Source organism: Chitinophaga fulva, assembly GCF_012927205.1.
In the GTDB taxonomy this organism is placed as follows: Bacteria; Bacteroidota; Bacteroidia; order Chitinophagales; family Chitinophagaceae; genus Chitinophaga; species Chitinophaga fulva.
On sequence record NZ_JABBGC010000001.1, the window covers coordinates 1,928,245 to 1,942,563 of the forward strand.

14 protein-coding genes are annotated in these 14,319 nt (G+C 50.3%); 5 read left to right on the plus strand and 9 right to left on the minus strand.

The window, feature by feature from the left end; translation table 11 throughout:
• Positions 1-79 precede the first annotated feature (79 nt).
• Complete coding sequence (locus HHL17_RS08050; RefSeq protein WP_169224223.1) at positions 80-892, plus strand: enoyl-ACP reductase FabI; 813 nt, start codon at positions 80-82, stop codon at positions 890-892.
• 168 nt (positions 893-1,060) lie between these two features.
• Here HHL17_RS08050 and HHL17_RS08055 read toward each other — a convergent pair whose 3' ends face one another.
• Positions 1,061-1,282, minus strand: a complete 222-nt coding sequence (locus HHL17_RS08055) for a DUF2795 domain-containing protein (RefSeq protein WP_012794455.1) — start codon at positions 1,280-1,282, stop codon at positions 1,061-1,063.
• Between the two features lie 100 nt (positions 1,283-1,382).
• On the opposite strand from HHL17_RS08055, the gene HHL17_RS08060 reads away from it, so the two are divergent.
• Complete coding sequence (locus tag HHL17_RS08060) at positions 1,383-2,033, plus strand: ABC transporter ATP-binding protein (protein ID WP_169224224.1); 651 nt, start codon at positions 1,383-1,385, stop codon at positions 2,031-2,033.
• Positions 2,034-2,144: 111 nt separating this feature from the next.
• Here HHL17_RS08060 and HHL17_RS08065 read toward each other — a convergent pair whose 3' ends face one another.
• Genes HHL17_RS08065 through HHL17_RS08075 form a run of 3 tightly spaced genes read right to left on the minus strand, consistent with a single transcriptional unit; the run spans position 2,145 to position 6,198 of the window.
• On the minus strand, positions 2,145-3,047 hold the full coding sequence (locus tag HHL17_RS08065; RefSeq protein ID WP_169224225.1) for a histone deacetylase family protein: 903 nt from the start codon (positions 3,045-3,047) through the stop codon (positions 2,145-2,147).
• Between the two features lie 14 nt (positions 3,048-3,061).
• Positions 3,062-3,727, minus strand: coding sequence for a ligase-associated DNA damage response endonuclease PdeM (pdeM, locus tag HHL17_RS08070; protein ID WP_169224226.1), 666 nt, complete (start codon positions 3,725-3,727; stop codon positions 3,062-3,064).
• Positions 3,728-3,747: 20 nt separating this feature from the next.
• Complete coding sequence (locus tag HHL17_RS08075) at positions 3,748-6,198, minus strand: ligase-associated DNA damage response DEXH box helicase (protein WP_169224227.1); 2,451 nt, start codon at positions 6,196-6,198, stop codon at positions 3,748-3,750.
• A gap of 51 nt (positions 6,199-6,249) precedes the next feature.
• Here HHL17_RS08075 and HHL17_RS08080 point away from each other — a divergent pair, with 51 nt between their 5' ends.
• A complete protein-coding gene (locus HHL17_RS08080; protein ID WP_169224228.1) occupies positions 6,250-7,572 on the plus strand; it encodes an NCS2 family permease in 1,323 nt (440 codons plus the stop codon).
• On the opposite strand, the gene HHL17_RS08085 is transcribed toward HHL17_RS08080, so the two are convergent.
• Positions 7,573-8,604 (minus strand): S66 peptidase family protein, encoded by a 1,032-nt coding sequence (locus HHL17_RS08085; protein WP_169224229.1) that lies wholly within the window; start codon positions 8,602-8,604, stop codon positions 7,573-7,575. It lies immediately after the preceding gene.
• 85 nt (positions 8,605-8,689) lie between these two features.
• The gene (locus HHL17_RS08090; protein ID WP_169224230.1) at positions 8,690-9,280 is read right to left on the minus strand and encodes a porin family protein; all 591 of its coding nucleotides are present in this window, start codon (positions 9,278-9,280) and stop codon (positions 8,690-8,692) included.
• 197 nt (positions 9,281-9,477) lie between these two features.
• On the opposite strand from HHL17_RS08090, the gene HHL17_RS08095 reads away from it, so the two are divergent.
• Complete coding sequence (locus HHL17_RS08095) at positions 9,478-10,062, plus strand: hypothetical protein (RefSeq protein ID WP_169224231.1); 585 nt, start codon at positions 9,478-9,480, stop codon at positions 10,060-10,062.
• Here HHL17_RS08095 and HHL17_RS08100 read toward each other — a convergent pair.
• Positions 10,059-10,664: a hypothetical protein gene (locus HHL17_RS08100; protein WP_169224232.1), complete on the minus strand. Its 606-nt coding sequence runs from the start codon at positions 10,662-10,664 to the stop codon at positions 10,059-10,061. The genes HHL17_RS08095 and HHL17_RS08100 overlap by 4 nt on opposite strands.
• 42 nt (positions 10,665-10,706) lie before the next feature.
• Positions 10,707-11,198, minus strand: coding sequence for an Lrp/AsnC family transcriptional regulator (locus HHL17_RS08105; RefSeq protein ID WP_169224233.1), 492 nt, complete (start codon positions 11,196-11,198; stop codon positions 10,707-10,709).
• Between the two features lie 120 nt (positions 11,199-11,318).
• Between HHL17_RS08105 and HHL17_RS08110 the strand changes: the two genes are divergently transcribed.
• The gene (locus tag HHL17_RS08110) at positions 11,319-12,710 is read left to right on the plus strand and encodes an MFS transporter (protein WP_169224234.1); all 1,392 of its coding nucleotides are present in this window, start codon (positions 11,319-11,321) and stop codon (positions 12,708-12,710) included.
• Positions 12,711-12,716: 6 nt separating this feature from the next.
• Here HHL17_RS08110 and HHL17_RS08115 read toward each other — a convergent pair whose 3' ends face one another.
• On the minus strand, positions 12,717-14,318 hold the full coding sequence (locus HHL17_RS08115) for an ATP-dependent DNA ligase (RefSeq protein ID WP_169224235.1): 1,602 nt from the start codon (positions 14,316-14,318) through the stop codon (positions 12,717-12,719).
• Between the last annotated feature and the right edge of the window lies 1 nt (position 14,319).

A 14,319-nucleotide genomic window follows, 5' to 3' on the forward strand; every position in this document is an offset into this window, starting at 1 on the left:
CTAAAAAGCCGTGGCAGGGAAGCAATAACTTTTTTTTTCAACTATAACGACTATTTTTGCCGAAATTAATTTTGACCAAATGGCTCATAACTTATTAAAAGGAAAGAAAGGTATCATCTTTGGTGCACTGGACGAAAAGTCACTGGCCTGGAGAACTGCGCTCCGTTGTGTGGAAGAAGGCGCTGAAATAGTGCTCACCAATGCACCTGTTGCGCTGCGTATGGGTGAGATCAACAAACTGGCTGAAATCTGCAAGGCCCCTGTTATTCCGGCAGATGTAACCATCACGGATGACCTGAAAAATCTTTTTACCAAATCCATGGAGCATTTTGGCGGTAAAATAGATTTTGTGCTCCATTCTGTTGGCATGAGCCTGAACGTTCGTAAAGGAAAGTCGTATACAGACCTGGACTATGACTTTTCGCTGAAGACCCTCAATATTTCCGCACTGTCCTTACATCGTGTGTTGCAGACCGCTTATCAGATGGATGCCATCAACGAATGGGGCTCTGTAGTGGCACTCACATACATCGCCGCACAACGTGCGTTCCCTGATTACAGCGAAATGGCTGACGCTAAAGCTATGCTGGAATCCGTAGCCCGCAGCTTCGGTTACCACTATGGCCTCAAAAATAAAGTACGTGTGAACACGGTATCTCAGTCCCCTACGCCGACTACTGCCGGCAGCGGTGTGAAAGGTTTCGGTGGTTTCATCGGTTACGCAGAAAAAATGAGCCCACTGGGTAACGCTTCTGCTGACAACTGCGCTGATTACCTGGTGACCCTGTTCTCTGACATGACCAAAATGGTTACTATGCAGAACCTCTACCATGATGGCGGATTCTCCTTCACCGGTGTTTCCAATGCTATTATGGAAGCATTAGACAAATAATTTTACTATTTGGCTGTTTGATTATTGAAGGATTTTCTCTACAGAGCATGTTTCAATAATCAAATGGCTAAATACCAAAAAATTAAAGCCGTTACAACAGTAACGGCTTTAATTTTTTTATCAGGCACAGGGTGCCGGGGAGTAGTACAATCTATAAACGCTCAGGATCTAGTACTCATCTTCATTGAAGAAGAAGTCGTCTTGCGACGGATAGTCAGACCAGATATCTTCAATCCCCTCATAAATTTCTCCCTCATCCTCCAGCTCCTGCAAATTCTCGATTACTTCGATCGGTGCACCGGAACGAATGGCGTAATCAATAAGTTCGTCTTTAGTAGCTGGCCATGGAGCGTCCTCCAGGTATGAAGCTAATTCTAATGTCCAGTACATCTTATTAAAATTTTTACTTTTTAATTTTCCGCAAAAGTATTATTTAATTTGAAATAAACAACTTTTACTATTTTATCGGTTATTTACTTTTCTTTGGGTTATGCTAACCGCTCGCAATGTCACCAAAAATTATTCCAACTTACCGATTCTCAGGGGAGTAGATATTACTGTCAGTAAAGGTGAGATCGTAACAATCGTTGGATCGTCCGGAGCAGGCAAAAGTACGCTGCTGCATATACTCGGAACACTGGATAAGCCCACCCAGGGCGAAATTTGGCTGAATAATGTCAATCTGACGGGTTTAAGCGGCAATGAACTGGCCGACTTCCGGAACCGACATATTGGCTTTATCTTCCAGTTCCATCACCTGCTACCTGAATTCAGTGCGCTGGAAAATGTCTGTATCCCCGGTTTTATTGCTGGCACCCGCAGAAGCGAGGTAAAGGAAAAAGCAGCGTTCCTGCTGAAAACCCTTGGCCTGGAGCATCGTTTGGAGCACAAACCAAATGCGCTCTCCGGTGGCGAACAACAGCGGGTAGCTGTGGCACGCGCACTGATCAACAACCCCGACGTGATCATGGCCGATGAGCCTACCGGTAACCTCGACTCCCACAATGCACGGGAGCTGCACAATATGTTCCTTCAACTGAGAGATCAGTTTCAGCAAACCTTTATTATCGTTACCCACAACGAAGAGTTGGCTCCGCTAAGCGACCGGCAGTTACTGATGAAAGACGGACGGATCATTTAGAAATTTTGATATTTAGGAATTTTGATATTTTATGGGTTCCTGAAAGGCTGTATCCTATCGTTTAGGCGTTGGACCAGGTGAGAACCTGTTAAATATCAAAATGACAAAATATCAAAATCCGTAAATGCTAAGCCCTGTTTTAAAGGTATTGCAGTGGGCGTTCACAATATCGCTGATACGGGTGGAATAACCGCCGCCCATGGCTACAGCGCAGGGGATGCCATGCCGGTGCAACAGGCTGAAAACGATTTCGTCCCGCTGCCGGCAGCCTTCAGCGCTTACTTTAAGCTTGCCAAACCGGTCTGTCTCCAGGACATCTACCCCCGACAGGTAACACACGATATCAGGCTTTACCTGGTCTATGAGCCGTGGCAGCGTATCTTCCAGCAGTTGCAGATAAGGGCTATCTGTCATACCGTCTGGCAAAGGGATGTCCAGATCGGAAGTTTCTTTATGGAAGGGATAGTTATGGGCGCCATGCATGCTGAACGTAAACACGTGGTCGTTGCCGGCAAACAGGGCTGCGGTGCCATTGCCCTGATGTACGTCCAGGTCTGTGATCAGCACTTTTTTCACTTTCTTTTGTTGCCGCAGGTAGTTGGCCGCAATGGCAAAGTCGTTGAGCAGGCAGAAGCCTTCTCCCCGGTCGGCGAAGGCGTGGTGAGTGCCGCCGGCCACGTTGAAGCCGATGCCATGGTCCAGTGCATGCAGGGCAATATCGATAGTGCCCTGTGCAATAACGATCTCCCGTTGGGTCAGCCGGGGCGACTGGCGGAAGCCGATATGCCGCTGTTCTTTGTCGGACAACGCCTGGTCACGAAGCTTTTTCCACCAGTCAGCGGTATGGGTGGCCAGTATTACTTCTTCGGTGGCCGCTTCCGGCATAAACAACTGCTCATGGCTGATAATGCCTTCCCGTAGCAACTGCGCCGGTATCAGCTCGTATTTCACCATCGGAAAACGGTGGTCGGCCGGTAACGGATGAGCATATATGTCGTGGTAAGCTATCTTCATGATGAACGGAAAACTTATTGCGTCCGGATAATCGATTTTCCGGCGATTACAAACACCGGTTCGTCCGGGTAAGGGTCCAGGGTCGCCAGCCCGGTAAAGTCGCCAAAAGCGGGTAAAATGCCGCAATGCCGGCCAAAATAGAAGCAGGGTAGACGGAGCCGTTGTTTGGCAGGACCGGCCATCACCACCGCAGGATGCAGGTGGCCGGAGAACGTGTACTGGTAACCGTTGCTGTCGCCACAAGGCTCATGGATAAAATGAATGTCCCGGACGGTAAGGGTATCATAGGTGTTTACCTCCAGCTGGCTGTATATTTCGTCGGCCATGATGTCATGATTGCCCAATACCAGGTCCACCTGGATATGGGGAAACTGGCCGCGCCATATTTTGAAATACTGTACCTCATTGTTGTGACGGCTGTGGAACATATCGCCGACAATAATAAGCCGTACCGGCAGATAGCGTGTAATCAGCTGCTGCAGCCGGAACAGGTCTTCCTGCATAATGCCTGCGGGCACGGCAATGCCGGCTTTACGGAAATGGGCCGATTTGCCCAGGTGCAGATCTGAAAGGACCAATGCTTTTTCTTCTTCCCAGTAAATCACCCTTTCCGGCAGCAGGTGCCAGTGTTGCTGTTTGAACCGGAATATTTCCCCCGCCGCGGTGTCCTTGTTTTGCATGGGCTGCAAATTATTAATTCTTATCCGTTGATGGCAATCAATTTTTTAATCCTGTCTTCCAGCTTCTCGCTGGTCATAGTGTCCCGCAGGCTGTCTACCTTGATAGGGAAGCAGAAAGGCGTCAGTTTATCGGGTTCGGTGATCACGATATGGCTTTGTGCAATACGTTCCAGCGTTTCCCGGAGACGGGCTTCTTCCATCTGGTAGAAAAAGGCTTCGTTGAAAGCCTGCTTCAGCAGCAGGTTCTGCGGGTCGTAGTCTTTAAACACGTTGAACAATAATGAAGCTGACGACTGAAGATGGCGGTTGGCCTTGTGTTTACCAGGATATCCCTGGAAGATGAGACCTGCAATGACAGCGATGTCGCGGAACTTGCGGCGTGCCATTTCTGTGGCATTCACGCTGGTTTGCAGTTCGGTCAGCAGGTTGTCGGTTGTAAACAGTGCTTTGGCATTTTCGGCCGTCAGTGGTATCGGTTGGTCTGACAGCAGTTCAAAGCCGTAATCGTTCATGGCGATGGAGAAGGTGATCGGCTGTATGCGGCTGATACGGTATGCCAGCAGCGCGGCCATTACCTCATGCACCAACCGGCCTTCGAAAGGATATACGAAAAGATGGTAACCATCTTTGGTGGTGATTTTTTCGATCAGCAGTTCATTGTCCTTCGGAATATGGGACAGTTCTTCCTGCCGGCTGAACAGCGGTTGCAGCGCGATCAGCTCCGGGTCTTTCGTGCGGCGGGAAAGCGCTTCGTTGAATTTCTGGCGCAGCATCCGGCCAAGGTTGGACGACAAGGGGATACGGCCGCCCTGATAACTGGGCACAATGGTCCGTTTAGCGTTGGACTTGCGCACCAGCACAGTCATATCTTTGATCAATACAAACTCTAGGTTGCGGCCGGCTAGCGTGAAGCTATCACCCGGCGAGAGCCGTGAGATAAAGCTTTCCTCGATCACGCCTACATAACCGCCGCTCATGAATTTCACTTTGAGCATGGCATCGCTGACGATGGTGCCGATATGCAGCCGGTGCCGCATGGCCAGCATACGGCTTTTGCAGTAGTAATGGTCGCCTTGCCGTTCCAGTTTGCGGAACTCATCATAGCTGCCCAGTGCATCGCCGCCGGTGGTGAGGAATGCGAGTATCCACTGCCATTCATCTTCTGTAAGATGCTGGTAACAGAAGGTTTTACGGACTTCGTCGTATATCTCCGGTGCATGGAAACCATCGGAAACGGCAAGTGTCATGAGGTATTGCAGCAATACATCATAAGCTAGCAGCACTGGCATGCGGCTTTCTATGAGATCTTCTTCCATGGCTGCTTTGAGAGCAGCGGCTTCCACCAGTTCCAGCGCGTGGGTGGGCAGGAAAAAGATACGGCTGATGGCTCCCGGCTGGTGGCCGCTACGGCCCGCACGTTGCAGGAAACGGGCCACTCCTTTCGGGCTGCCCACCTGTATGACCGTGTCTACCGGGCGGAAATCCACGCCGAGGTCAAGGCTGGCGGTACATACCACGGCTTTCAGGATGCCGTTGTGCAGCGCTTCTTCCACCCAGATGCGCAGTTCCATATCGATGGAGCCGTGGTGGAGCGCCAGCGCGCCGGCCAGCATGGGCTCATGTTTGAGCAGTGACTGGTACCATATTTCCGATTGTGAGCGGGTATTGGTGAAAAGCAGGGTAGTTTGACTGTTGTCGATGATAGGCAGCGCCTGCGGCAGCATGCGGATACCGAGGTGACCGGCCCACGGGTAGTTCTCTATCTCATGAGGGATCACACTTTGCAGGGCGATGTTCTTTTTCAGGTTGGCGCGGACAATGAGGCCGCCGTTGTGATAAGGGCCCAGTAATACTTCCAGGGCTTCATCGAGGTTGCCGATGGTAGCGGAGATGCCCCATACTTTCAGGGCAGGTTGTAATCCGCGCAGGCGGCTCAGTCCCAGCTCCACCATCACGCCTCTTTTGCTGCCCAGCAGTTCGTGCCACTCGTCTACCACGACTGTGTGCAGCTGCCTGAAAACAGCGGGATATTCCTTTTGGGCCAGCAACAGGTGCAGGCTTTCCGGGGTGATGATGAGTACTTCCGGCATTTGCAATTTCTGGCGGGCGCGGGTGGCTACCGGTGTATCGCCGCTACGGATGCCCACTTCCCAGGGGATGTCCAGTTCCCGCAATACCTCGTCCATAGCGCGCCCCAGGTCTTTTGCCAGCGCGCGGAGCGGCGTTACCCACAACAGTTGCAGGCCGTTCTTAGCTTTTTTATGATAGTCTTTCGGATGGGCATCAATCCAGGCGATCACGGCGCCGAGGAAGAGCGAGAAGGTTTTACCAAACCCGGTAGGTGCATTCACGATCCCCGACTGGCCCTGCAGGTATGCCTCCCAGGCATCTTCCTGGAACTTGAAGGGCTGAAGGCCCTTGTCTGCCAGCCATCCGGTAATCACTTTCCATCCACGCGAATGTTGTTGCATGAAATGAAATTAGGATAAAATGATAAATCGTGAATCGCTTATTTTTGCAGCATGCTCGCAAAATTTTTCAGGCTCTCCGAAAACAATACTACGGTAAAGAAAGAAGTACTCGCTGGTTTGACCACCTTTTCCACCATGGCGTATATCCTTGCCGTGAATCCCAGTATACTCTCCAGAACGGGGATGGATTTTAATGCACTGATCACTGCAACAGCCCTGGCGGCGGCCATTGGTACGCTGGTGATGGCGTTGTATGCCCGCCTGCCGATTGGTGTGGCGCCAGGTATGGGGCTGAATGCTTTCTTCGCCTACACCATTGTATCGGGCATGGGCTATAGCTGGCAGTTCGCGCTGACAGCGGTTTTCCTTGAAGGGGTTATTTTCATCATTTTATCGATGTTCCGGATAAGGGAGGCGATTATCAACAGTATCCCGGAAAACCTCAAGCATGCTATTTCTGTGGGTATCGGGCTATTGATAGCCCTGATCGGGATGGCCAATGCCGGCATCATTGAAACTGGTATGCGGCATGTAGGTGATGGCCGGTTGGAAGGCGTGATCCTGAAAATGGGGGATGTAACCAGTATAGGGCCATTGATTGCATTGATAGGCCTGATCGTTAGTGCTGTGCTGATGTACCGGAAGGTAAATGCCGCTTTGCTGATCGGCATTCTGGCGGCTACGGTGATCGGTATCCCGTTAGACATTACCCATCTGCCCGAAGGGCACCTGGTCAGCCTGCCGCCCTCTGTGGCGCCTATCGCTTTTAAACTGCAATTTGACAAGATATTCAGTCTGGATATGGTGATGATTTTATTCACCCTGTTGATGGTCAACCTGTTTGATACCGTTGGTACGTTGATCGGACTTTGCAACAAAGCCGGACTGCTGGATGAAAATGGCCGGCTGCCCCGGGCTAAACAGGCGTTGATGGCTGATGCTGTGGGCACTACCGCGGCGGGGCTGTTAGGTACCAGTGTGGTGACAGCCTACGTGGAAAGCGCCAGCGGCGTGGCCGCGGGCGGAAGAACAGGGCTGACGGCGCTGACCGTGGCCATGATGTTTTTATTGTCGCTGTTTTTTGCGCCGGTATTTGCCATGATACCGCAGGCGGCTACTGCTCCGGCGTTGATCATTGTAGGGATGCTGATGATGGGCGCGGTGGTGAAAATTGATTTTAATGATGTGACAGAAGCTATCCCGGCTTTTCTGGCTATTGTGATGATGCCTTATACCTACAGCATTGCCGAAGGTATTGTATTCGGTATGTTGTCTTATGTATTGTTAAAAGTATTGACAGGCCAATATAAACAGATCAGCCCTGTGATGTATGTACTGGCTATCCTGTTTATTGTTACTTTCCTGGTGAAGTAGTTATTCCTTTAACAGCACTTTATCGTCAGCAACAGTCAGGGTATGCATCATGCCGCATTTGAGGGCATAGTTGTTTTTCTGGTGGCCTGACGGGAAATTGAAGCACACCGGGTATTTGAAGTCCTTTACTTTTTCCTTCACCATATCGTACACCGTACGGCCAAATTCTTCGCCGGGGTCATCTGGTTTTAATCTGTTGAAGCCACCGATGATGAGTCCGGCGAGGTTGTCCAGTTTATGGGAACGCTGCAGGGTGTTCAACATACGGTCGATGTTATAAAGATATTCCCCCACTTCTTCGAGAAACAGGATTTTACCGTTGGTGTCAATTTCAGAATCAGTTCCTGAAATGCTTTGTATCACGGACAGGTTGCCGCCTATCAATATGCCGCGGGCAGTGCCTTTGCGGTTGTTGGCGTCTGTAGGCGCCGTGTACTGCATCTTTTTACCCGTAAGCGCCTGGTAGATAGACATGATGGTGTCCTGGACTATTGGTTCTGCTTTGTTAAAATCGTCCGGGAAACTGTTGCACATTTTGGAATGCAGGGTCGCGATACCAAAGTGGCGGTTAACATGGCAATGCAATGCCGTGATATCACTAAAACCAATGATCCATTTAGGATGGCGCTGAAAGCGGGAGAAGTCCAGCTGGTCCAGTATCCGCGCTGTTCCGTATCCGCCGCGGCCGCACATGATGGCTTTTACATTGGGATCGTTGAGCATGGCCTGCAGGTCCTTTGTTCTTTCTGCATCTGTGCCACCGAAAGAATAATCCCTCATACCAACGGTATTGCCTATACGAATATTGAATCCCCATCTTTCCATGATACGCAGAGAGGGTAGTATTTCTTCTTTGTCAATATAACCGGCGGGGCAGGTGATACCGATGATGTCACCGGGTTTGAGGTAGGGTGGGATTTGTGGTTCTTTGGAGGGGATGGTACCGGTAATACCCATTGCAGCCAGACTTTTGGTGGCAGGTATACCGATGCCTGCGGTCATCAGCGCAGATAAAAAATGTTTACGGTTCATGGAATTAAAGTAAACATATTTTGGGAGAATAACGAAGTGTTCCCGCAAAGTTGTTTTGCGGGAACTGTAATGGAGAAAAGGCCGGTTATTTACGCTTAAAAGTATAAGTGATACCAACTTTGCCGGTGTTGTTATAAGTTGTTGCACTTGGACCTACACCAGGTGATTGTACGCCGAGGGAATACCTGGCGTTAACACCAAAGCCGTGAGGAAGCTGGTAGCCAACACCTAAAGAGCCGCTCACGTTGAGCCGGTCATAGAGAAAGGTAATGTTTTGTGAGTGGCCAAGCCCCTCTTCTTTAGCAGCAAGAACGAAATTCACTTCAGGACCAGCTTCCACATAGAGTTTGGGTTTGATGTAATATTTTACCATCAGTGGTATGGCAATGAAATCTTCTTTCTTTTTGGCCCGTACTACATGATCGTCCGGAGTGAAGTAAGCTAAGCCTGGGCTCACATTGCGGTAATACACCAGTTCCGGCTGTAATGCCCAGTGTTTGTTCAGTTTAATTTCTGCAAAGCCTCCGGCAAAAATACCCGCCCGGATGTCATCAAATTGCGCATTGCTGTTAGAGAGATTCAGACCGGCTTTCAAGCCATAGTTCACTTTTTTCTGAGCGTAGGTTCCCGTTGCTACTGACGTTACTGCCAGCAGCGCAAATAGAAATTTTTTCATTTTACTGTGTTAGTTTGGTGATAATAAATACGACTTATAGGTTGTGACAGTAATGCATTACGGATGTAAAAGTAGCCGTGTAATTGTTAAGGAAATCTTTACAAAACAGTTTTTAATTTTTTTTAACGTAACTGATAAGTTTGGCTTCGAAAACCAGCATGGCAATGTTTTTGCGACGTTATTACTAAACTTCGTATATGCGCTGTCTGTTTGCTTTAATCGCATTGCTGTTCACCACCGTTGTTGTAAATGCTCAACAGGAAGCCTGGCAAATTGTGCCGGGAACATCTGTGGGACATGTAAAACTGGAGATGCCCGCCAATGAGCTGGCATCGCTGGGAAAGCCGGATGCCGGTGATGCGGCCATGATGAAAGCATGGCGGATATGGTATGGCCATAAAAAAGACGGCACTACGGATTCATCCTCCGTACTGGCTGTGTTTACTGCCATGCGTACACAGGATACACAGTATGTGAAAGAGATCAGGGTTACTTCTCCGCATTTCCGGACAGACAAAAACGTGGGCGCCGGCAGTACGATGAGCACTGTCAGAAAAGCCTACCCTGGCCTGCATCTGGTCAAAGTGTATGTATCCAAAAATAAATCCCGCCGCATAGAAGTGTATGACGACGAGCAACTGGGAATAGCCTTTGAAACCGCCAGTTCCCGCAGCGGCCGGGCATTGTGCAGCATGGTGGTAGTGCATACGCCGGGCGAAGCGCCAGGTAGTTACCTGGATTATCACATCGGTTTCGACAACCTGCTGCCGGCGAAACGTTAGAGTCCTCTGCGGGCGGAATGAATGTTATAGGAGAGCCCCGCGCTGCCGATACCGTATATATCGGGATTGTAGTGGTTGCTGTTGAACAGGTAACTGAAATGAACTCCCAGTGAAGTATGGCCGATCATAAAGCGGCACCCGGTGGTAAATACGGGGCCGGACACATGTACCTGGTCACTGGCGCCTTCTTCTTCGTCTGCGTCGTCAATAGTGCGACTACCATTGTGGAATCCGTAACCCGCACCGGTAAAGATACCTAGCCGGGTATGTGCGCCGGATGTGGCAAAGTTACCATAGTTGTAAGTGAGGAGGATGGGAACATCTGCCATAAAAAAACTGGTAGAGTTACCCCCCGAATAACGGTTGTAACTGGCATGTAAACTGCTTCCCAGCGCCAGTTGTGTGCCTATGGCAAAGGCAGAACGGCTGGAGAGAACGCCGAAATTAAATCGTGGTGAATAAACGATGCCTCCGGCAAAATGATTGTTGCCGGTATACAGTCCGGCGCCCACGGAATGAGCGAAATAGCGTGATTGGCCGTTGGCCGGCAAAACCGTGAATAAAAGACATACTGTATACAACCATGTGTATAGCTTAAACATAGGCCCGCGGTGTAGGTTTAGGGTATAGATTACTGTCCGCCACTAATATACGACCTGATGTGTTTCTTTTATAACAGAGATCACAAAAATACTTTGGGTGTGACTCAGATTATCTAATTCTCCCAGTTTATTCACATAAAACTCCCGGTATTCGTCCATGTCTTTTACCTGTACCTTGATCATAAAATCGAATTCCCCGGAGATGTTAAGGCACTCTGTCACCTCCTGGAAGGAGACGATTTCCTGGATAAATTTTTTGCCGTTTTTTTTGTTGTGCTCTTTAAGGGTGATGTAAACCAGTACGGTCATCCCTTTATTGATTTTCCTGGGGTCCACGATGGCGGCGTACTGTCTGATAACCCCTGCCTGCTCCATTTTGCGGATACGCTCATACACAGGCGTAGTGCTCAGGTTCAGTTGCCGGGCGATATCGCGGATCGTCATTTTAGCATCCTGCTGCAATAAGCGAAGGATGCCCATATCTTTTTCATCCAGCGTTAGCGGTGGAGGCGCCTGTTCTTTTTTATGGTCCATTTTGCCAGGTTTTTGGAAAAATAATCTATGGATAGATGTGTTTATGTGTATTTGTTCCAAAATTATCAAAATTGATTGATTGGCGTTCTAAAATTTTAGGTTTGTGGCGAAAATGGGACTATGGAGAAACGAATTATTCTGACAGTGGCCTGCATGGCAATATTTTTTGAAGCGCTCGACGTGTCTGTGTTAAACATGGCTTTACCAGGCATGCAGCAGTATTTCCATTTTGGGCCCGACGCCATTCAGTGGGTACAAACAGTATACGTATTATTTTATGCGGGGTTTGTATTGTTGGGAGGCCGGCTGTCAGATACCATAGGAAGAAGGAAAATGTTTATTACCGGCGCTATCCTGTTTGTACTGGCGTCGCTGGGGGCGGGCTTTTCCATGTCCTTTGCGTGGTTGTTGGGCTTCCGTGCGCTACAAGGTTTGGGCGTTGCATTGGCCATACCTGCGGCTATGGCTATCATCAGTCACACCTTTACAGAACCGGTGGAGAAGAACAGGGCCTTTGGCATCTTTGGGGCTATGGCGGGCATCGGCTTCGCCACGGGATTGGCCATCGGCGGCCTGATCAGCGCCTGGATGGGATGGCAGTGGGTTTTCTTTATCAACGTGCCGGTTATCGGTGCTGCTATTGTGCTGGCGTTCCGGTTTATCCCGCGTGACCAGCAGCCGGAGCGGCAACGGGACAGCAACCTGCTGAGCGGCATATTGATTACTATACTGCTGATGCTATCGGCCTGGCTGATACATGACCTGGGCCATATTGCAGCGCATCCGGCAGGTTTCGGGTTATTACTGGTATCGTTGGTGGCGGCGGGTATTTATTTCGTCAGAAGAGAGCGCGTGCATGCGTCACCGTTAGTGGACTTTGATCTGTTCCGGTTAAAGGGAGTGGTGACTGGTAATATCGGCGCCACTTTGCTGGGCAGTACTTTCCTGCCGTACGTTTTTCTATTGACGTTGTATCTGCAGGAAGAGCTGGGCTTCAGTTCTTCGCAGGCGGGACTGTTACTGTTTCCCTTTAGTATCTTATCCGGATTGATATCCAAATATGTGCTTCCTCATTTATTTCACCGGCTGGGCGTAACGCGTACCGGCATTACGGGCAGCTGCTTCATGTTGGGCGGTATCCTGTTTTTTGCGCTGAGTTATTTCACCGCATGGCATCTGCCGTTTATGCTACTGGCGGTGTTATGCATCAACTCATTGGGGATGTCGATCACTTTTCCTGCCATCACGATCCTGGCCATACAGGTGGTCCCGGAAACGCAGCACGGGCTGGCTTCTGGCATCAACGGCACTTGCAATGCCATGGGAGGCGGACTGGGATTATCGTTGGTGGGACTGATGATGCAACTGGCTGTCGCCCATCAATGGAACAGTTATGCTGCAGGCCTGGTGGTACTGGCACTAATTGCCATCGGAGCTATATTGCAGCTGTGTCGTTTCTGGTGGCGGGAGTCATCTGTGGTAAAGGGACAACTGATAGAAGTACCTTCCTGATAGCGCTCACACTTCCTGCCCGCCGCTTTGCCGCAATAGCGTTTTCAGATCATCGAGCGTATTGATTTCAGCCACAGGTTTATCCTGCCTCCATCTGCTGATACGGGGGAAACGCAGGGCCACGCCTGATTTGTGACGGTTGGAGGCGGCAATGCCTTCAAAAGCAATTTCAAATACCAATTGCGGTTCCACCGTTCTTACCGGTCCGAATTTCTCCAGGGAATGCCGTTTGATCCAGTTGTCCACTTCCGCGATTTCCTTATCGGTGAGGCCGGAATAGGCCTTGGTAAAGGGTACCAGCTGATCGCCATCTTTCACGGCGAAGGTATAATCGGTGTAAAGGTTGGACCGGCGCCCATGTCCTTTCTGTGCATATATCATCACCGCATCGATAGTATACGGATCTATTTTCCATTTCCACCAGTCGCCCCGCTTGCGGCCTACCTGGTAGGGGGCGCTTCTTTTTTTCAGCATCAGTCCTTCGCTGATTTGTTCGCGTGACCGTTCGCGTATCTGTGTAAGTTCATCCCATGAGGCAGCGGTTACTTCCGGCGACAGTAACAGTGCCGGTTGTTGTTGCAGGTGGATGAGCTGTGTCAGCAACGATCTTCTTTCTATCAATGGTTTTTCCCGGATATCCGTGCCTTCCCATTCCAGTAGATCGTAGCTGAGAAAAGCCACAGGCGCTTCCTGCAGCTGTTTGCGGGTGACGTTCTTTCTGCCGATGCGTGTTTGTAATGTCTGAAACGGCAATGGTTTTCCATCGGCATAGGTGAGGATTTCGCCATCTATCACGGTGCCGTCGGGGAGGGTGTTTGTCAGTGGAGTGAATTCAGGGAATTTATCGGTGATGAGTTCTTCGCCGCGTGACCATACAAACAGTTGTCCTTCTCTTTTGATGATTTGTCCGCGGATGCCGTCCCATTTCCATTCCGCCTGCCAGGCTTCGATGGGGCCGAGGCTGGCGGGGGCTTCTTCCAGGGCATATGCGAGGTAGAAAGGATAGGGGCGTGAGGCATCGGCGCCGCTGGTGCTTTGGTGCAGGAGGGCTTCTATGGTCACGGCACCGGGGTCCCAGGTACCGCTGATCATGTGCGACAGTGTAGCGGGAGGGATATCGTAGGTTTTGGCGAGTGCGTTGACCATCATTTTCTGTGACACGCCGATGCGGAAACCGCCGGTGATCAGTTTATTGAAGACAAAACGTTCACCATCATCCAGCGCGTCCCAGGTTTGCAGGATGAAGGCCTGTTTCTCTGGTTCCGTGGCTTTCTCCAGCTGTTGCAGTTGCTGCAGCCAGTAATGTAGCGGATGACTGGCCGGGTGGGCACGTGGCGGAAGCAGGAGGGCGATGGTTTCGGCGAGGTCGCCTACGGTGAGGTAACATTCATTGAACAGCCATTCGGGCAGTCCGGTGGCCTGTATGCACCATGTTTTCAGCTGGGTGCTGTTGACCGTACGTTTAGGTCTGCGGCCGGAGAACAGTGCCAGCACCCAGGTTTTGTCTTTATCCGGGGCGGTGGCGAAATACTGGCTTAGTGCGTCCAGTTTTTCGTTGGTTTTGGTGCTGTTGCTCAGCACTTTGACGAGTTGGGCGAACTGTTGCACG